This is a genomic window from Rhizobium subbaraonis, assembly GCF_900220975.1.
GTDB classification, from domain to species: Bacteria; Pseudomonadota; Alphaproteobacteria; order Rhizobiales; family Rhizobiaceae; genus Mycoplana; species Mycoplana subbaraonis.
The window spans coordinates 70,788-89,330 of the sequence record NZ_OBQD01000001.1; the positions used below are offsets into that span (position 1 = coordinate 70,788).

The window sequence follows — 18,543 nt, forward strand, 5'->3', positions numbered from 1 at the left end:
CTACCGGCGCGACGGGGCGCCGTGCGGGGCTTCCTCGACGCGCTGCCTGTTGTCCGCGCCCTCGATAATTCCGATGACCTCGTAGAGTTCCAGCGCGGTGCTCCGGCCCTTCGCCTGCCCCTGTCCGAGCGGCCGGAAGCGGATCTTGTCACGGCACTGCGCCACGACCGCGCCGCTGGCAAGGATCACCGTGCCATAGCTTTTGTTCATTCCCTCCAGCCTTGAGGCGACGTTGATGCTGTCGCCCATTGCCGTATATTGCAGCCGGTCGTTCGCACCGACGCTGCCGACGACGGCGGTTCCGGAATGGATGCCGAAGCGGGTGCGGAATTCCGGCAGCCCCCGCCGGCGCTGGTTCTCGTTGAAGGCGTCGATGCGCGACCGCATGGCAAGCGCCCCACGGCAGGCGTTCCCCGCATGGTCCGGATCGGGTTCCGGCGCGTTCCACATGGCAAAGATCGAATCGCCGAGGAACTGGATGATCGTGCCGCCATGCGCATTCACGGTGTCGTTCAGGATGTCGAAATACTCCGACAGCATGCCGACGACTTCTTCCGGCGAATGCCGCTCGCTGATCGTCGTGAAATCATAGATATCCGTGAAGACGGCGGTAACGTCCTGGCGCCGCGCCGTTCGTCCGGAAAACTCGCCGGATTCCATGCCCTTGCGCACCAGTTCCTTGGGCACATAGAGACCGAAAGTGAAGATGGCGTCCCGCGCCCGGTTCATCGCGCCGCCGAGCGTGGCGATCTCGCGCACATGCGTCGGCACGTCGATCGGGGTACGGAAGTCCAGGTCCTGCAGGCGGTGGGCGCTGTCGGTCAGCTGGTTCAGCGACTTGGTGATGAGGTGCGCCAGAAGCAGCGTGCCGGCAATGGCAAGGATGACGATCGCGCCGGAGATGGCGAGCCCCTGATAGAGGCCGCGAATGGCCGGAGCCATGAGCTCGTCGACCGGGGCGGCGATGACGGCGATGTGGCCGGGAAACAGCATCGCTCCATCGACTTCGGATCCGAGTACGACCCAGCGCCTGCCCGCCGCCTCGATCATCTCCATCTTGTCGAGCGCCGGGGGATGCGCCTTGATCGCCTCGATCAGCGGATCCTGCAGGTCGGCGGGATCGAAGTCACGCTCGCTTTTGGATGCGGCGATCGCCTGCATCAGCCGGCGGTCGGAGTGGATGAGCAGCTTCTTGTCGGCATCGACCACGAAGGCCACCGCCGTCGGCGTCAGGCGTTCGCTGGCGATGAAGCGGGTGATGCGGTCGAGCACCACGTCGGCGCCGACGACGATCTCCGGATTGCCCTTGTGTGCCTGCGAAATCGTCATCGCGAGCGATTTCGTCGTCGCCGTGCTGTAGGGGCCGGTCGCGACCGGTCCGGTGCCACCCGCAGCTGCGCGATACCACGGGCGCTGCCGCGGGTCGTAGTCCCAGCCGGTGAGGGTCCGGCGAAGCAGTTGCTTGCCGGCGGCGTCGAAGAAGAGAACATGCCCGATCGGCCCGCTTTCGCCGCGGTTGAGGATGCGAACGGCCATCGACGCGTTCGGCGGCGCCCTGAGGAGGGTGCGCCAGTCGTTCGACGACAGGTTGACGGCATGGAAGAAGCCGCCATCCGGATAGCCGGCATAGAGCCCGTCGATCTGCGGCGAGCGCGCGAGCGCCGCCCGTAGAATGGTCACCTTGTCGTTGATACGCTCGGAGGGATCGGCGAGGAAGGAGTTGGCGATCGACACGATCAGGTTCACCAGCCCCCCCGTGTCGCCGGACAGGCTCTGCATGCGTGAGATCAGCCGGTCCTCGAAGCCGCGCATGTGGCCTTCTGCGGACTCGATGGCGGCATTGCGGGCGCGGTAGTAATCGAGCCCGATCAGGCTGCCGGAGACTGCAAGCAGGATCGCGACCATCACAGCGCTGAGAAGTGTCCGCAGCGATCCCCGCCACATCCCCTTCTTCGGTACAGCCGCAACGTCTCTGTCGCTGTCCGCCATTCTGCGCCCCTTACGTTCCCTGCCGCCCGATCGACCGCCATCGGCAAATCCGGGCGCGATCCCATTGATAAGATTCGCGGAGTCGCGGCGCAACGTAAAAAGGCGTCCCGCCCCCTCCTGTTACTGCAGTAACAACGTCCTGCTCTCCCGCGCTCTAGCAATGGACGCACGTCGTATCGGCGTTGCAACCCAAACGATCGAGGATGCCATGAGCAAAAAATTCAAGCTGATCGCCCAGATGCAGGCGATATCCGCACAGACTGCCGGCGCCGCTGCCGGCTATACCATCCCCGGGGTCGGCGATCAGATCGTCTATGGTGACGACCTCGGCAATACGCTGAGCACCGGTTCCGGCAAGGACACCATCGAGGGCCGCCTGGGCGCGGACAAGATCAGCGCCGGCACCGGCGACGATAGTATCGTCAATCTTTCAGTCGGTGCGCTGGCGGGCGACAGGATCGACGGCGGCCTTGGCTACGACGAGCTTGCGATCAATTTTGCCGCCTCCGCCAGGGGGGTCTCGTTCACCGCCTTCGACCCCGCCGTCTCCCGATCGGTGCTCGGGGCCACCATCGTCAATGTCGAGCGCTTCGACCTCACCGGAAGCAACTACGACGACACCTTTGTCGGCGGCCGCTGGAAGGACTGGTTCGAGGGCGGTGCCGGAAACGACGTCCTGAAGGGAGAGATCGGCGACGACTGGCTTGCCGGCGGGGATGGAAACGACAAGATCCATGGCGGCAACGGCAGCGATTCCCTTTTGGGCGAGGCGGGCGACGACACGATAGAGGGCGGCTACGGGCGCGACTGGCTCTCCGGCGAAGAGGGCAACGATACCCTCTATGGCGGCGCCAACGACGACTACATCTACGGCCACGAAGGCAACGACAAGATGTTCGGCGACAGCGGCAACGACACCGTCCAGGGCGGCCGCGGCCGCGACCTGATCGACGGTGGTTCCGGCGCCGACTTCTTGTCGGGCGATAGCGACGACGACACGGTGCGCGGTGGCTCGGGCAACGACACGATCAGCCACAACTTGGAAAGCTGGGCCGGCGCCGGCAGGGACGTCCTCGACGGCGGCACGGGCACCGATACCCTCGTCCTGAGCGGCCTGTCGGGCACCTTCACCGCCAAGGCTTCGTCGATCAAGCAGACGCTCTCCAACGGCACGACGTTCGTCAACTTCGAGAACTATTCGCTGAGTGGAACGGAGAAGGCGGAGAAGTTCACCGGCGGGGCCGGAAACGATACGCTTTCCGGGATGTCGGGCAACGACACGCTGATCGGGCTTGGCGGTAACGATCATCTCGATGGCGGACTTGGCATCGACTACCTCGACGGCGGCGACGGCAACGACCTGCTGATCGTCGGCAGCGGCGGCAAGGATACGATCAAGGCCGGCAAGGGCTACGATTCAGTGTGGATCACCCGCTCCGACATCAAGAGCAATCTCACCTTCAGCGTCTCGGGCAATACAGCCAAGCTTTCCGACGGCAGCGTGGTCACCGACGGCGACAGCTTCACCGTCGTCACGGGCAGCGGCAGCGACGTCCTCTCCGCAGGAACGGCGGCGCACGTCGATTTCAACGCGGGCAGCGGCAATAACCGCATGACCGGGGGGAAGGGCAACGACCAGTTCTATTCCACCTCAGGCAGCGACACCGTGAAGGGCGGTGACGGCGACGATCGCCTCATCGATTCCGGTGGCGGCACCAACCTGCTCGACGGCGGCAATGGCAACGACTATCTCTCTGCGGAAACGCAAACCGGCAACGGGCTCTCGACGCTTTTGGGCGGGGCGGGCAACGACACCGTCACCATCAACAATGCCGGCGGCTCCACCGCTGGCCGGTTCACCGCCGACGGCGGCTCGGGCACGGATATCCTCTGGATCAACCGCTATGACAGCAAGGCCAACCTGTCGTTCACGCTGTCTTCCAAAGCCACCCTCGTCAATGGTGGTGTTACCGCGAAGAACTTTGAGAGCGTGCACATTTCCTCGGGCCAGGGCCACGACACGCTGACAGGCGGCAAGCTTTCCGACTACCTGAACGGCATGAGCGGCAACGATACGCTGAAGGGGCTTGGCGGCAATGACGAACTGACCGGATGGTACGGTGCCGACAAGATCTATGGCGGCGACGGCAACGACACGATCTACGGCAGCGGCGGCATCAAGGACAACGACCGCGACATGCTCTACGGCGAAAAGGGCAACGACGTGATCTTCATGAACGTCAACGACTACGCCTCCGGCGGTAGCGGGGAGGATCGTGTCGTCGTCGACCTGAAGGAAGAGACCTTCGACGTCTCATTCGTGCTGACCGACGGCCTGGTCAAGGTCAATGCGAAGACCTCGTTTGCCGGCATGGAGGCGATCGACTATCTCGGCGGCAGCGGAAAGGACGTGGTGACAGGCGGCAGCGATGTCGACTACCTCCACGGCGGCGCCGGCAACGACACACTGAAGGGCGGCGGCGCCAACGACTATCTCGTCGACGGCGCCGGCAACGACAAGCTCTATGGCGAGGCCGGCAACGACTGGTTCACCCGCTACACCGACGAGAGTGGCGCCGACTACTTCTCCGGCGGATCGGGCGTAGACACGCTCGAATTCGACATCGTCTCCGACAAATCGGTGATCATCGACCTGGAAAACAACGCCCGCAATGGCGGCGTCGCCACCGGCCTGTCGCTGTCGAGCATCGAAAACGTGACCGGTCGCCAAACCGACGACACCATCCTCGGCAACGCGACGAGCAACACGCTCAGGGGCGGGCTCGGCGACGACAAGCTCGACGGCCGCGCCGGCAACGACAAGCTGGAGGGGGGTGGCGACGGCGACATGCTGACGGGCGGCGCGGGCGCCGACCAGTTCATCTACGCCTCCTCCGAGGCGATCGGTTCCGGCGACCTCATCACCGACTTCAAGCGCGGCGAGGACAAGCTGATGATCGACAAGAGCATCTTCGGCATTTCCAAGCTCGCGCTCTATTCCGGCAACGATCTGAAAGCCACGGGCTCCGCCCCGCAGTTCTTCTTTGAAAAGGACAATGGCCGCCTCTGGTACGATGCGGACGGCACGGGCAACGAGGCCGATGGCGTGCTCGTCGCCACCCTCGGCAAGGTGACCTCGCTTTCGGCCAGCGATTTCATCCTGATCTGATCGGTTTGCCGGATTAACTGCCTGGGTGGGCCGCGGGTATCTCCCGCGGCCCTTCCTCTTTTGCTGGCAAGGGGGCGTGCGAACGGGCCGTGTTCCGTCTGCCGTTTGAGATTCGTCAATGACCGCCGGCAGTGTCCTTCCTAGGTTCGCGCCCGGATCAGAACGAACGCAGGGAAATCCCATGTCGCAGGCCATCATGGACAAATACGGCGAGGCCCGGCTGCCGCGCTACACGAGCTACCCGACCGCCCCGCACTTCGCCGCCCTCGAAGACGCCTCGGCCTATGCCGGGTGGCTCGGCTCCGTCTCCGCCGGCGAACGCGTATCCGCCTATCTCCATATTCCGTTCTGTCGTTCCATGTGCTGGTACTGCGGTTGCCATACAACGATCACGGCGCGCGATCGTCCGATCGTCGAATATCTCGAATGCCTGCATAAAGAGATCGATCTTGTCGCCGCTGCGCGCAGCGAGGCGCTTTCGATCGGCGAGATCCATTTCGGCGGCGGCACCCCGACGATCATCTCGCCTGATGCTTTTGCAGCCCTGATCGCGGCGATGCGCCACCGGCTCGGTTTTGCCGACGACGTGAATATCGCCGTCGAGATCGACCCGCGCACGCTGACGGCAGCCATGGCCGAAATGCTGGGCAGCGCGGGCGTCAACCGCGCAAGCCTCGGTGTGCAGAGTTTCGATCCGGTCGTACAGCAGGCGATCAACCGCCTCCAGAGCGTCGATGCCACTGCCCGGGCGGTCGAGAAACTGAGGCATGCCGGCATATCCGGCCTCAGCTTCGACCTGATCTACGGCCTGCCCCATCAGACGGTGAAATCCTGCATCGAGACGGTCGAGGCATCGATCGCGCTGCGCCCGAGCCGCTTCGCCGTCTTCGGCTATGCCCATGTGCCGGGCTTCAAGAAGCATCAACGGCTGATCGACGAGACGGCGCTGCCGGACGCGCACGCGCGCCACGAGCAGGCGGAAGCGATCGCGGCAGCCCTTGCGGCGGCGGGCTACGAGCGGATCGGTCTCGATCATTTCGCCCTGCCGGAAGATGAACTCAGCGTCTCGCAGCGTAGCGGCCGCCTGCATCGCAACTTCCAGGGCTATACCACCGACGAGTGCCGCACCCTGATCGGCTTCGGCGCCTCGGCGATCGGCCGGTTCGACCAGGGCTATGTGCAGAATGCCGTGCCGATCGGCCAGTATTCAGAACGTGTCAGGCGCGGCGAGCTTGCCGTTTCGCGCGGCTATCGTCTTACGGCCGACGACCGCTTCCGGGCGGAATTGATCGAACGCATCATGTGCGACTTCCGTGTCGACGTCACGGCCGTCGCCGGCAGGCACGGTCTTAACGCCGCCACCATCCTTTCCGGCAACGCCGCGCTCGAAGCCCTGCAAGCCGACGGGCTGGTTGTGATCGACGGCGCCACCGTCGAGGTCGAGGAGCGGTACCGCTTCGTCGTCCGCGCCGTTGCCGCAGCCTTCGATGCCTATCTCGGCACGTCTGGACGGACATACAGCAAGGCCGCCTGATCGACGGCGGCCCGGGCCTTGATCGTCTGCTTCAGTATTGGTCGCGCCGTCGCACCCATGCCATCGGGAAGTCGAGGCCGTCCTCGTCCCGTCCCTTGGGAACAAGATCGAGAAACGCATAGGCGCCGTTGACCATTTCCACGCCACGTCCGTAGCAGGAGTAGGTGTGAAAGACCTCTCCGGCCCCGTTCCTGGCGAAGACGCTGATCGCGACGATGTCGGAGGCATGCGTGCGCTGGACCTCGTAATTGTAGTAGGCCTTGCCTTCCGCCAACTGCTGCGGAGTGACTGCTGCCTGATAGTCGAGGCTGAAGTCGCCGCCGAGGGCCGAAACCCACGGAAAGCTCCAGTCGAAACGCTTCTTGTAGGCTTCGATCTTCGCAATCGGCGCTCGGGAAACTGCCGTGAAGGTGACGTCGCGATGGTTGAGGTGCACGGGAATGCGGTCGAAATTGTCCGCCCAGAAGGTGCACGACTTGCAGCCTTCCTCCCAGTCGGGGCCGAACATGAAATGGTAGACGATCAGTTGCGAGCGCCCGTCGAAGAGCTGTTCGAGCGTCAGCTCGCCCTTCGGCCCTTCGAACCGATAGGTCTTCTCGACCTTCTCCCAGGGCATCGCCATGCGCCGCCGGCTCACCGCGTCCCGCTGCCGCGTCAGTTCCTTTTCGGCGGCCAGCAGGTCGATCCGCGCCTGCAGCCATTGCTCGTGTGAAACCACCTGGTTTTCCATCATAAGCCTCCTGTCGATAGATGTGTTGAGGGCGTGGGGCGGTCGGCGAAAAGTCTCAGCCATGGAGCGCAATGGAAAAGGCTCATCAGGAGATACATGAACGTCATGCTGCCGAAGGGCGCCCACCCGGATGCCGAGGAACACAGCATCCCGGCTGCGCCCGTTTCCGGACTGACCGCAGATCCCAGTGCCATCAGCGCGAAGACCGGTGCTGCCGCAAGCCTCAGGCCGCGGGCGAGCTTGCCGGCGGCCGCCGCCTGAAGGCTTCCGCGTTCCACTTGATGTCTTGTGCTTATCCATTGCAACATTTTCGGCTATCCATTTTGCCAACGGTGCTTTCCGGCGATTGCCCGCCCCCTGCAGGCTTAGCGTCGGTCAGCGCCCTGGTGGGAGTTACAAGTCTGGCGGGATTTCGATGGACTCGCTGATCACGGCTGCGGCAAGGGCGCTTGCGACGGGCGATCCGCTATCGGCCCTCAAGCGGGTGGCGCTGCGCGACGATGCGCCGGCTCTCGCCTTGCGCGGCATCGCGATGGCGCAACTCGGCGACTTCGTACGCGCCCGCGCCCTGCTGAAAAGCGCTGCCCGCGCCTTCGGCACGCGCGAAGCCGTCGCGAAGGCGCGATGCGTCGTCGCCCAGTCTGAAATCGCCCTCGTCTCGCGCGAGCTCGGCTGGCCGCCAGCAGCGCTCGCCGCCGCACGCGCGACGCTCGAGGCGCATGGCGACCCTGTCAATGCCGCTCATGCCCGCATCCTGGAGGTCCGCCGGCTGCTTCTGGTCGGCCGGCTCGACGAGGCCGAGCGCTTCCTGGAGGGCCTGGAGCCCGCCTTGCTGCCGCCGGCGACCCGGGCGGCCTGCGCGCTCGTCGTTGCGGGCATCATGGTGCGCCGCCTGCGGACGCAGGAGGCCGCCGTCTCATTCGAGGAGGCGAAGCTTGCAGCGCATGCCGCCGGCATTCCTGCTCTGTCGGCGGAGATCGCCAACGCTGCCCGCATCCTGACAGCGCCTGCGGCCCGTCTGATCAGCGCTGGCCAGGAGCGCCTCCTGCGGCTCGATGAGGTGGAAACACTGTTTGCCTCTGGGGCGCTCGTCATCGATGCCTGCAGGCATGTCGTTCGCCGTGGTGGCACGCTCGTCCCGCTGGCAAGCCGTCCGGTCCTCTTTTCGCTGGTGCGTGCCCTGGCCGAAGTCTGGCCGAACGATGAAAGGCGCAGCGTTCTGATCGCCCGCGCCTTCCGCGGGAAGCATGCCGACGAATCCCATCGCGCGCGGTTGCGGGTAGAAATCGGCCGGCTGCGACAGGAGCTGACAGGCCTTGCGGATGTGCAGGCGACGAAGCGGGGATTCGCGTTGACACCCTCGGGCAGGGAGGACGTCGTCGTCATCGCCCCGCCGCTGGAAGACAGGGATTCCGCCGTGCTCGCGTTGCTTGCCGATGGCGAGGCGTGGTCGAGCTCCGCGCTTTCGATCGCGCTGGGCGCAAGCCCGCGAACCGTTCAGCGCGCACTGGAGCATCTGGAGCGCGCGGGCAGGGTGCAGTTCTTTGGCAAGGGCAGAGCGCGCCGCTGGCTCACGGTACCCGTCGCCGGCTTCCCGACAGTCTTGTTACTCCCGGGTCCGCTGCCGGGCGGCTAGGCTTGGGTCGTGGAACATCAACCCTTCGGCGTGACGTCGTCATGCCCGACCAAAGGAGCAGGAGATGAAGCGTTCACAAGCGGAAATCCTCAGGGAATACGGCCCGTTCACAGGTTCTGACGTGGCGGGTGTCACCTTCGACGGCCGCAACGTCTGGTTTGCGGCCGGCGAAACGCTCAACGCGATCGATCCGGAAAGCGGCGCCACGGTTCAGAGCATAGAGGTTGCGGCCCATGCGGGAACCGCCTACGACGGCAAGCACCTGTACCAGATCGGCGAAGACGTGATCCGCAAGATCGATCCGGTGAGCGGCAAGGTGCTGGCGACGATTCCCGCGCCCGGCAATGGCGGCGATTCCGGCCTTGCCTGGGCCGAAGGCACCCTCTGGGTCGGGCAGCACCGCGAGCGCAAGATCCACGAGATCGATCCGGAAACCGGCAGGATACTGCGCACCATCCAGTCCGACCGCATGGTCACCGGCGTCACGTGGAGCGACGGCGAGCTGTGGCACGGCACCTGGGAGGGCGGGGCAAGCGACGTGCGGCGGATTGATCCCGATACCGGCGAGGTGTTGGAGCGCCTGGACATGCCGGCCGACTCGGGCGTGTCCGGCCTCGAAGCCGACGGCCGCGACCGCTTCTACTGCGGCGGCGGACCAAGCGGCAGGATCCGCTCCATCCGTCGCCCCGGCCGGGAGGCATAGGTCGGCCGAGCGCAGGAAAATTCTGCGGGACAGCATGCGGGCCGGCGCGGGTTCTGCGCCGGCTGCGCTGTCGATAGCTCTTGCCGGCCTGTTTTCATTTCTGCCCGGCGCCCGCAAAATCGGAACCAAGACGATCTTGCGGGGTTCATCGGCAGCGGCAATATTCTTCTCGGCTTGCGAGGGTCATGATCCGCGCGGGTTCCACGTTTCGCACCCGCGGCTTCTGACGCACCGATCCGAAAGAGCGGTTGAAAGGGCCGATAAGGTTCAGCAAGTTGCGCACGTCCGGCCGTGGAAGAATCATGGTGTTTGTCATGGATGACCGCCGCTCGACTTTGGAGGAGATGCAGCATGGACCGGTTTGCCGGCGGTTGCCTGTGCGGCAACGTCCGTTTCGTAGCGTCGGACCGCCCGTACCGGGTCGGCCTGTGCCACTGCCTCGACTGCCGCAAGCATCACGGCGCCCTGTTTCATGCCTCCGCGATATTTCCGCAGGATGCGGTGGCGGTCGAGGGCGAAACGCGCGACTACGCCGGACGCTTCTTCTGCCCACGTTGCGGTTCGCCCGTTTTCGGGCGCAGCGCTGACGAGATCGAGGTCAACCTCGGGTCCCTGGACGCCCCCGACCAACTGAAGCCCACATATGAACTCTGGACCATCCGCCGCGAACACTGGCTGCCGCCGTTTCCGCTCATGAAGCAATACGACCGCGACCGCGACGCCACGGGCCGCTCCGAAGACTAGCTAGGCGGTCGCAAGAAGCGCGCAAGGCAGAGTTGCGGTGTGAGGGGACACGTGTTGCTCAAATACGAGCCCCTCTCGGGTCAAAATCGAGTTCAACGCTCGCGAGGAGGGGGAAGAGCTCGGAGAGGCACGTTCGGAGGATAAGCTCAGCATGACATTGCTTTAGTGGACATGCTAAAGCGTCGGATCGGACCGTTTGCTGTTTGGGCGACGGAAAGATGTCTCCGGACGGTGAAATGAAACGGGGTTGGTAATTGGCTACGCTTCAGGACGTGGCTTCGAAGGCCGGATGTTCTCTCGCGAGCGCAAGCCGGGCTCTCACACTCAAGGGTTCCGTGAGCGAGGCGATGGTGCGCAAGGTCCGCCGCGCCGCCGCCGAACTCGGCTACCGGCCGCCTGCTTCCACGGGCAAAGCCGAAAGGCGACTTGTTGTGGGAGTTCTTATACCCAGCATCACGAATCCGGTTTTCTCCTCCTCGCTATCGAGCATCGAAAACCGCATGCTGATAGCCGGACATGGTGTTTTGATCGCCCAGTCTCACTACGATCCGGCGCGCGAACTGGATGCCGTCTCGGCCCTGCTCAACGAGAAGCCGACTGGCCTGATTCTGACCCTCTGCAGCGCCGACCGAAACAGTTTTCCAGCCCTGCCGCTACCGCCGACCGTTCTGCTTCACAACCGCCCGACGGACCGGTTTCCCTCGGCGGTCACGGTGGATAATTTCAAGGCTGGACGTGAACTTGCGATGCTGCTGAGAGAACTCGGGCACGAACGCATTCTGTTCGTATCTGGGAGCTTTATTGCGTCCGACCGGGCACGCCTGCGCTACGAGGGTTACTGTCAGGCAATGGCGGAGACAGGACTTGAGCCTTTGCGGGCGATGCAGATCGCCTTCATCGGCGAGTACGACATGCTCGATCTGGGCGCTGCCGTGGCCGATGTTCGGCCGACAGCGATAATTGCTTCCAACGATCTTCTGGCCTTCGGCGTCATAGCCGCCCTCCGCCGCGAGGGGTTGTCGGTCCCGGGCGATGTGTCGGTTGCGGGCTTCGATGGAATTTCTCTTGGCCGGATAATGGATCCGCCGCTGACCACAATTGAGATGCCGGATGTCAGCATGGGGGCGGCTGCCGCGTCGCTTTTGCTCGACATCGCCGAGAATGCCGCGCCGGACCGTCATCTTGAAGTGGGCTACTCCTTGCGACGCGGTGGCACGGTGCGGGCGATCTCGGAATAGTCCTCCGCCTCGAGCCCGGCGTGCGCATGAAGTAAACGTGTACCGCCGCCTCCCATCGGGAGAGCGGCGGCACGACACTGGTAAGTCCGTGTCAGCTACGCGGCAGCAGTCGCTTCACGTCCTTTGCCGCGTCGTCCAAGGCTTCTTCCGGCGTGGCCGACTGCTCGACAACCCGGGCAGTGTTATCGACGATCGTCTTTGTGACGCGGACGCCGTTCGAGCCCGGAAACGCGTACCACGGGATCATCCGCGGCATCTGCTTCAGCCCGGCCTGGAAGAGCGGGTTCTTCTCGTAGAACGCTCCGAGATACTCCGGCGACGTAGCGGCCAGTTCGTTGTTCGGAACGTAGCCCGTGCCCGGCACAACCACTGACGCGCCATAGGGGCCGGCGGCAAACTTTGCGAACTTCCAGGCAGCGTTCTGCTTTGCTTCGTCACGGGTCAGGATGACGACGGCGTTGCCACCGGTCGGCAGCTTGCCGTTCTCCGGGTCGAGAAGGGGGATTTCAGCGGTGCGCAGGTCGAACTTGTCGCCGACATTCTTGATCGTGTTGCGCAATGCTCCGGTGGTCTGGAAGGCAAAGCCGACCTTGCCGGCGACGAAGGCCTGTTCGCCGGCCTGCTTGGTGAAGACCGGCATACCGGCTTCCTTGACCAGGCGATCGACGACCTTCATCGCCTTTTGGCCTTCGGGACCGTTGAAAGTGACCGTGCTTTCGTCTTCGGAGAGCATGGTGCCGCCGGCGCCGAAGAGAAGCGCGGAGAACATCCAGTCGTCACCCTGCCAGCGGAAGTCCACGGAATCGACGCCGTTGCCAAGGGCCTTGATCTTGGCGCCGAGGTCGATGACCTCGTCCCAGGTCTTCGGCGGCTGGTCCGGGTTGCCGCCCGCCGCCTTAACCAGATCGGCATTGTAGTACATGATGGGGTTGGAGGTCGCGAATGCCAGACCGACCTGCTTGCCGTTGACCTGTGCGAGCTTCAGGATCGTATCCGAAAAACCCTGCTCGGCCATGGACGCCTTTTCCTTGGCGATCAGTGGCCCGAGATCGACCGGGACATCGCGTTCATTCGCCATGCGCAGCCGGTTGAGGCCGATGAAGGTCAGGTCCGGCATTTCGGAGGTGCCGACCTGGCGCATGATCGTCTGGATGCCTTCCTCATAGGTCGCGGAAGGATTGGCGAACTGGATCTTGATGTCCGGGTTCTCTTCCATGAACTTCTTCGAGATCGTGTCCATCACGTCCTTGAAGAAGCCCGGCATCGGGTAATGCACAGTGAGCGTGGTTTCGGCATGTGCCGGAAGCGAGATCGTCATGGTGCCTGTTATGGCGACGCTCGCAGCGGCAAGGATCTTGGTGAAAGGCTTCATCGCATGGCTCCTGGGTTCGGGGCGGCTTGGGAGGAGACGACCGGTTAGCTCAAGGGTCAGCCCTTGAGGCCGGTCATGGTGATCCCTTCGACGAAGCGCTTCTGGGCGAGCAGAAAGGCGACGACGAGAGGGGAAGTGATGATGAGGGTTGCGGCCATCAGGGCGCCGTAGTCGTCGCCGGCTTCCGCGGCGCGGAAGTAAAGAAGACCAAGGGGCGGCGTGGCATAGGCCTGGTTCGAAACGACGACCAGCGGCCAGAAAAGGTCGTTCCAGTGGGCGACGACCGAGAAGATTGAGAAGGCGGTGATCGCGGGCCAGGCGTTCGGCACGATGACCCGGGCGATGACGCCGATCTCGCTCATGCCGTCGAGGCGCGCAGCGTGGATCAGGTCGTTCGGCATGGCACGGAAGAACTGCAGGAACAGGAAGATGCCGAAGACCGAGATGCTGAAGGGGGCGACCAGCGAGAAATAGCTGTTCAGCGCGCCTGCGCGATCGAAGGCGACGTAGAGCGGCAGAGCTGTCGCGTGGATCGGCACAAGCAGACCGAGCATGATGAGAACCATCATCGCCTTGGCCGCGCGGAACTTCATTTTTGCCATGGCGTAGGCGCAGGGGATGGCGATCACCACCTGGATGACGAGGATCATGAGGCAGACCAGGATACCGTTGAACAGCAGCGTCGGCATGTGCACGCGAGACCACGCCTTGGCGAAGTTTTCCCCGTAGAACCAGTGGGTCGGGATCAGGTTGAGTGACGACGTGAAGATGTCGCTCTGCGCCTTTCCTGCGGTCGAGATCATGAAGATGTAGGGCATCAGGAAAACGAGGGCGCCGAGGCCTAGGATCGAGAGCCGGACAACGCGGCCCAGCGACATGGAGGGGGTGAAAGCGTTCTGGCTCATACGTAATGCACCTGCTTGTCCTGGATGCGATATTGTAGAAACATCAGCACGACGAGGATGGCGAGGAAGACGACCGTCATGGCGGAGGCATAACCGACGCGCAGGTACACGAAGCCCTCCTGGTAGATCGTGTAGAGCAGCACTTCGGACGCCTTGTTCGGTCCGCCTTCGGTAAGCGTCTTGACCGTCTCGAACACCTTGACCGAGCTGATGACGCTGATCGTGGTGACGAAGAGTGTGGTCGGCCCGAGCATCGGCCACGTGACGAGCCGGAAGCGGTCCCAGGCGGTTTTGGCGCCATCGACTTCGGCTGCGGCGTAAAGTTCACGAGGAATGGCGGTGAGGCCGGCAAGGAAGAGCACGAGGTTGAAGCCGACCGACTGCCAGATGCCGATGATCGACAGGCTGTAGAGCACGGTGTTTGCGGCACCGAGCCAATTCGGACCGGCGATGCCGATCATGGCGAGCATCGTGTTGATCGGGCCGATCGTGGGATGGAAGAGATATTGCCACACGGTTGCCATGGCGACGAGCAGCGAGGCGACCGGCAGGAAATAGGCCGTGCGGAAGAAGGAGCGTCCGATACCTTCGGCCTCGATCAGCATCGCAAGCCCCAGCGCCATGAAGATCGAGATCGGCGTCACGATCACCGCATAGATGCCCGTGTTCCACAGCGACTGCATGAAGGTGCGGTCGCCCAACAGCTCGACATAGTTTTCGAAGCCGACGAATTCGAAGCTCGCATAGCCGAGCTCAAAATTGGTGAAGCCGAGAGTGATCACTGCCGCGACCGGTAGGATGATGAAAACGAAGACGAGCAGGATGGCGGGCAGCGAAAGAAGCAGCCCGACGCGGGCCTCCTGCCGTTCGGCGGCAGAGCGCGGCGTCTTCGGGACGGCCGGAACCGCGCCGATGGGCGTTGCGGCCATGTCAGCCATGGGCCGCCTCCCGGACCGGGTTTTCGACAAGCGGCGCCGCGGCGAGGCGAGCGCCATCGGCGCCAAAGACGAAGATGTGTTCGGCGGCCGTTGAAAGACGCACGGCCGTGCCGGCGGCAAGCCCCGCACCTTCAGCAGGAGTGACCTTGGCGATCATCGTTTCGCCGATCGCGTCAAGCCGGCAGTAGGCGATGATTTCCGAACCGAGGAACTCCACCCGCTCGACGCGGGCAGGCAGGCCGGACGCGCCCGAGCGCAACACACGGACGAATTCCGGCCGGATGCCGAGCGTGACGGGCGTATCCACGGGCAGAGCTCGATCGAGAAGGACGCAGCGCTCGGCGCCGAGCGCGATGGCGCCTTTGGCTTCCACACGGGAGGCGATGAGGTTGATGCGCGGCTGGCCGACAAATTTGGCGACCTCGACATGCTGCGGATTGTCGTAGATCACCTGCGGCGGGGCAAGCTGGAGCAACGAACCGCCGATCATCACGGCGACGCGGTCGGCCATCGATAGCGCTTCCGCCTGGTCGTGGGTGACGTAGACGGTCGGCACGCTCGCACGGCGGTGCATTTCGACGATCTCGCCGCGGGCATGGACGCGCAGGTTGGCGTCGAGGTTCGACAGCGGCTCGTCCATCAGGAAGACGGCCGGGCGGCGCACCATGGCGCGCGCGAGTGCCACGCGCTGGCGCTGGCCGCCGGACATCTGGCCTGGCTTGCGGTCAAGGAGGTGGTCGATCTTCAGCGAGGTGGCCATCTCGCGCACATCGCGATGAATGGCGGCGACCGCCTTGCGCTGGCCGGGCATCAGCGGCGCGACGAAGGGGATGCGCTGCGCCCGCGTCAGGCGGCGCATGACCAGCGGAACGGCAATGTTCTGCGCTGCCGTCAGATGCGGATAAAGGGCGTAGGACTGGAACACCATCGCGACGTTGCGATCGGCGGCCTGGACCCGGCTCACGTTGCGACCGTCGATGACAATCTCGCCGCTATCCGCACTTTCGAGCCCTGCAAGAATGCGCAGAAGCGTGCTCTTCCCGCAGCCCGACGGCCCGACCAGCGCGATGAACTCGCCCGGCTGGGCGTCAAGGCTGACGCTCTTGAGGATCTGGTTTCCGCCGAACGACTTCTGGATGTTGGTGAGGGTGAGCGCGCTCATTCCGCCGCCTCCGCCGCTGCTTTCGCCTTCTGAGCGGAAGCGGGATAGACCTCATGGATGACGTCATCGATGACATATGCCGTCATGCCGGGCACGGCGACGATCTCGCTCCTCACCTCGTCGCCGAGATGATGTACGACGGCGCCGATCAGGCGTTCGCCGGGCATCTCGCGCTCCAGCGTATCGATGACGAAGGCGGCGGATGGCCCCCATACGACGGAGGTGTTCTCGAAGCGCCCCTTCCAGGCCCAGTGGAGGTGGCCGCTTGCATAGAGCGCCACGTCGTGGGCTGTCATCAGGTCGTAGACACGCTGGCGCTGCCTGGGCCGGAGGCCCCAGTAACCCGTATCGCCCTCATGCGGTTCGTCAACAAACAGCGGCTTGTGAGCAAACAATGCCAGCCGGCGTCCGTCACGCTCCTCGAACGTGGTCCGCAGCCATTCGAACTGCGCCTCTTCTTCCTCGTCCTCGAGCCCGAAAAGAAGCGCATTGAGCCCGACGAGACGCCAGCCGTTCGCATCTTCGACAAAGCGGTCGCCGCCCGCGAGCGAGCGCCACCGGGCCAGACGCTCGGCATTCACCGGCTGGCTCATATGGGAGAAGTGGCCGACGTCATGATTGCCGGGCACGATCAGCATCGGTGTGGAGACCTGGCGCATCAGGTCCATCGAGAAGGAGATGTCGTCCGCCTTGTCGGCGCCATCGACAGTCAGGTCGCCCGTGTGGACAACGAGGTCCGCCTCCTGGTCCTCAATCCAGCTCAGAAGTGGTGCCCAGTTGCCGTTGAAATGGGTCTTCTCTGGGCTGAAATGGGTGTCGGTGATCTGGATGATTTTCATGAATGGACTCTCCGAGGTCATCGTGCGCCTGCGCTTGATGGCGGCGACGGCGCCTTCCTTAGAGCCCTCCCATGTCAGGCCTGTTACAGCCCTTTCCACCTTTTCATCAATTCGGTCACAAAAGCTTCACGGGCTCTTGCCTCTGGAGGAAACAAGCACCTCGGCCGCCAGCGCACATGGATTGAATAAGGCGGATCTGCTCCACCGCCTTGGCAGGTGTCTGACCGGTCCCGGCACGAAATGCACGGCTGAACTGGCGCGGCGAGAGCTTCGACCAAGGGCGATGGAAAGCGTGTTGTAGGCTTCACCCCTCAACATGTTGGCCAGTTCGAAGGCGGCCTGCACGCCGAGCGCGAGGAACTGGAACCCCTTTCATCTTTGCGTCCTGCACATGCACATCGGCGACGTCGGACCGGGCGCGACCCGACGTCGCCGGGTCTCAAGGGCAGCGCGGACCGAGCGCCCTGCAACCCTTCCATGGCCGGGTTCCGTCTACGCCAGGTGCTGTCCGAAGAAGTCGGCGATCCGGTCGAAGGGGATCTTGTCCATCCGGTCGTAAAGATCCGTGTGGCTGGCGCCGGGTATGATCATCAGCTCCTTGGGCTCCGCGGCAGCGGCGAAGGCCGTTTCGGCGAAGTAGCGCGAATGGGCTTTCTCGCCGTGGATGAACAGGACGGGACGGGGCGAGATCTCCGCGATGTAGGTCAGGACCGGCATGTTCATGAACGACAGCGGCGTCGTCTGCGACCAGGCGTTCCCGGAGTTGACCGCGCGCGGGTGATAGCCTCGCGGCGTCATGTAGTAGTCGTGATAGTCGACCAGGAACTGCGCTTCGCCGTCCATCCGCTCGTTGTAAGGGGGCTGATAGGCGGGCGTTCCTTTCTCGAAGTCCGCCCAGCGCTGCCGGCTCAACTGCTCCAGCGCCTGCGTCCGCTGTTCCAGCGTCACACTGTCGTTGTACCCCTTCGACATAACGCGGGTCATGTCGTACATCGTGCTGGCGACGACCGCCTTGACCCGCTTGTCCACGGCGACTGCGTTCAGCGCCATGCCGCCCCAGCCGCAGATGCCGATCATCCCGATGCGCTCGCGGTCGACGAAGGTCTGGAGGCCGATGAAGTCCACCGCCGCGCTGAAGTCCTCCGTGTTGATGTCGGGCGAGGCGATGTTGCGGGGCTCGCCGCCGCTCTCTCCGGTGTAGGATCCATCGAAGGCCAGCGTCGCAAAGCCACGCTCGGCCATCGTCTGGGCGTAGAGCCCGGAAGACTGCTCCTTGACGGCGCCGAAGGGGCCGCCGACGACAAGCGCCGCAAGGCGCGCATTTCCGCGCTCCTTTGGCAGGTAGAGATCGCCGGCCAGCGTGATGCCGTAGCGGTTCTTGAACGACACCTTCTGGTGATCGACCTTGTCGCTCTTCGGAAACACCTTGTCCCACGAGGTCGTCTGGGCGAGAGACTGTGCCGCGGCTGCGGCCGGAATCACGCTCATCGCAGCGAAGACAACGCCCGTCGCCTTCATCAAGACGCGCCGGCTGGCATTGAATGTATCGGCATTATCGATCTTCTTGGTCATGGGTGGATCTCC

General features: G+C 64.0%; 15 protein-coding genes. 7 read left to right on the plus strand and 8 right to left on the minus strand.

The features are described from left to right. Complete coding sequence (locus CRO48_RS00295) at positions 1-1,989, minus strand: adenylate/guanylate cyclase domain-containing protein (RefSeq protein ID WP_097135307.1); 1,989 nt, start codon at positions 1,987-1,989, stop codon at positions 1-3. Between the two features lie 208 nt (positions 1,990-2,197). On the opposite strand from CRO48_RS00295, the gene CRO48_RS00300 reads away from it, so the two are divergent. Further along, the gene (locus tag CRO48_RS00300) at positions 2,198-5,158 is read left to right on the plus strand and encodes a calcium-binding protein (RefSeq protein ID WP_097136028.1); all 2,961 of its coding nucleotides are present in this window, start codon (positions 2,198-2,200) and stop codon (positions 5,156-5,158) included. A 181-nt stretch (positions 5,159-5,339) separates the two neighbouring features. After that, entirely contained in the window at positions 5,340-6,692 is a 1,353-nt protein-coding gene (hemN, locus tag CRO48_RS00305) for an oxygen-independent coproporphyrinogen III oxidase (protein ID WP_097135309.1), read from the plus strand. 31 nt (positions 6,693-6,723) lie between these two features. On the opposite strand, the gene CRO48_RS00310 is transcribed toward hemN, so the two are convergent. Next, entirely contained in the window at positions 6,724-7,422 is a 699-nt protein-coding gene (locus CRO48_RS00310; RefSeq protein ID WP_097135311.1) for a DUF899 domain-containing protein, read from the minus strand. Positions 7,423-7,518: 96 nt separating this feature from the next. On the opposite strand from CRO48_RS00310, the gene CRO48_RS31990 reads away from it, so the two are divergent. The 5 genes from CRO48_RS31990 to CRO48_RS00335 all read left to right on the plus strand — a co-directional run bounded on the left by CRO48_RS31990 (position 7,519) and on the right by CRO48_RS00335 (position 11,743). Beyond that, positions 7,519-7,683 (plus strand): hypothetical protein, encoded by a 165-nt coding sequence (locus tag CRO48_RS31990; protein ID WP_176526603.1) that lies wholly within the window; start codon positions 7,519-7,521, stop codon positions 7,681-7,683. A 154-nt stretch (positions 7,684-7,837) separates the two neighbouring features. Continuing rightward, a complete protein-coding gene (locus tag CRO48_RS00320; protein ID WP_097135317.1) occupies positions 7,838-9,058 on the plus strand; it encodes a helix-turn-helix domain-containing protein in 1,221 nt (406 codons plus the stop codon). A 64-nt stretch (positions 9,059-9,122) separates the two neighbouring features. After that, positions 9,123-9,761 (plus strand): Vgb family protein, encoded by a 639-nt coding sequence (locus CRO48_RS00325; protein ID WP_097135319.1) that lies wholly within the window; start codon positions 9,123-9,125, stop codon positions 9,759-9,761. A gap of 351 nt (positions 9,762-10,112) precedes the next feature. Next, the gene (locus tag CRO48_RS00330) at positions 10,113-10,505 is read left to right on the plus strand and encodes a GFA family protein (protein ID WP_097135321.1); all 393 of its coding nucleotides are present in this window, start codon (positions 10,113-10,115) and stop codon (positions 10,503-10,505) included. Between the two features lie 254 nt (positions 10,506-10,759). Continuing rightward, positions 10,760-11,743, plus strand: a complete 984-nt coding sequence (locus CRO48_RS00335) for a substrate-binding domain-containing protein (protein ID WP_097135323.1) — start codon at positions 10,760-10,762, stop codon at positions 11,741-11,743. A 91-nt stretch (positions 11,744-11,834) separates the two neighbouring features. On the opposite strand, the gene CRO48_RS00340 is transcribed toward CRO48_RS00335, so the two are convergent. From CRO48_RS00340 to CRO48_RS00365, 6 genes are all read right to left on the minus strand, one after another. Further along, entirely contained in the window at positions 11,835-13,115 is a 1,281-nt protein-coding gene (locus CRO48_RS00340) for an ABC transporter substrate-binding protein (protein WP_097135325.1), read from the minus strand. A gap of 56 nt (positions 13,116-13,171) precedes the next feature. Continuing rightward, positions 13,172-14,020: a carbohydrate ABC transporter permease gene (locus tag CRO48_RS00345; RefSeq protein ID WP_097135327.1), complete on the minus strand. Its 849-nt coding sequence runs from the start codon at positions 14,018-14,020 to the stop codon at positions 13,172-13,174. After that, entirely contained in the window at positions 14,017-14,949 is a 933-nt protein-coding gene (locus CRO48_RS00350) for a carbohydrate ABC transporter permease (protein WP_097135329.1), read from the minus strand. The genes CRO48_RS00345 and CRO48_RS00350 overlap by 4 nt, the downstream gene beginning before the upstream one ends. Before the next feature lies 1 nt (position 14,950). After that, on the minus strand, positions 14,951-16,120 hold the full coding sequence (locus tag CRO48_RS00355; protein WP_097135331.1) for an ABC transporter ATP-binding protein: 1,170 nt from the start codon (positions 16,118-16,120) through the stop codon (positions 14,951-14,953). Next, positions 16,117-16,959 carry a metallophosphoesterase family protein gene (locus tag CRO48_RS00360; RefSeq protein WP_097135333.1) on the minus strand — a complete coding sequence of 281 codons (843 nt, stop codon included), beginning with the start codon at positions 16,957-16,959 and terminating at the stop codon, positions 16,117-16,119. The genes CRO48_RS00355 and CRO48_RS00360 overlap by 4 nt, the downstream gene beginning before the upstream one ends. Positions 16,960-17,451: 492 nt before the next feature. Then, the gene (locus tag CRO48_RS00365) at positions 17,452-18,531 is read right to left on the minus strand and encodes an alpha/beta hydrolase (protein WP_097135335.1); all 1,080 of its coding nucleotides are present in this window, start codon (positions 18,529-18,531) and stop codon (positions 17,452-17,454) included. Positions 18,532-18,543 lie beyond the last annotated feature (12 nt).

Excerpts from the sequence above, each read along its gene's own strand:
- CRO48_RS00295 (WP_097135307.1), bottom strand. The coding sequence starts at position 1,989 with ATGGCGGACAGCGACAGAGACGTTGCGGCTGTACCGAAGAAGGGGATG.
- CRO48_RS00300 (WP_097136028.1), top strand. The coding sequence starts at position 2,198 with ATGAGCAAAAAATTCAAGCTGATCGCCCAGATGCAGGCGATATCCGCA.
- hemN (WP_097135309.1), top strand. The coding sequence starts at position 5,340 with ATGTCGCAGGCCATCATGGACAAATACGGCGAGGCCCGGCTGCCGCGC.
- CRO48_RS00310 (WP_097135311.1), bottom strand. The coding sequence starts at position 7,422 with ATGGAAAACCAGGTGGTTTCACACGAGCAATGGCTGCAGGCGCGGATC.
- CRO48_RS31990 (WP_176526603.1), top strand. The coding sequence starts at position 7,519 with ATGAACGTCATGCTGCCGAAGGGCGCCCACCCGGATGCCGAGGAACAC.
- CRO48_RS00320 (WP_097135317.1), top strand. The coding sequence starts at position 7,838 with ATGGACTCGCTGATCACGGCTGCGGCAAGGGCGCTTGCGACGGGCGAT.
- CRO48_RS00325 (WP_097135319.1), top strand. The coding sequence starts at position 9,123 with ATGAAGCGTTCACAAGCGGAAATCCTCAGGGAATACGGCCCGTTCACA.
- CRO48_RS00330 (WP_097135321.1), top strand. The coding sequence starts at position 10,113 with ATGGACCGGTTTGCCGGCGGTTGCCTGTGCGGCAACGTCCGTTTCGTA.
- CRO48_RS00340 (WP_097135325.1), bottom strand. The coding sequence starts at position 13,115 with ATGAAGCCTTTCACCAAGATCCTTGCCGCTGCGAGCGTCGCCATAACA.
- CRO48_RS00345 (WP_097135327.1), bottom strand. The coding sequence starts at position 14,020 with ATGAGCCAGAACGCTTTCACCCCCTCCATGTCGCTGGGCCGCGTTGTC.
- CRO48_RS00350 (WP_097135329.1), bottom strand. The coding sequence starts at position 14,949 with ATGGCCGCAACGCCCATCGGCGCGGTTCCGGCCGTCCCGAAGACGCCG.
- CRO48_RS00355 (WP_097135331.1), bottom strand. The coding sequence starts at position 16,120 with ATGAGCGCGCTCACCCTCACCAACATCCAGAAGTCGTTCGGCGGAAAC.
- CRO48_RS00360 (WP_097135333.1), bottom strand. The coding sequence starts at position 16,959 with ATGAAAATCATCCAGATCACCGACACCCATTTCAGCCCAGAGAAGACC.
- CRO48_RS00365 (WP_097135335.1), bottom strand. The coding sequence starts at position 18,531 with ATGACCAAGAAGATCGATAATGCCGATACATTCAATGCCAGCCGGCGC.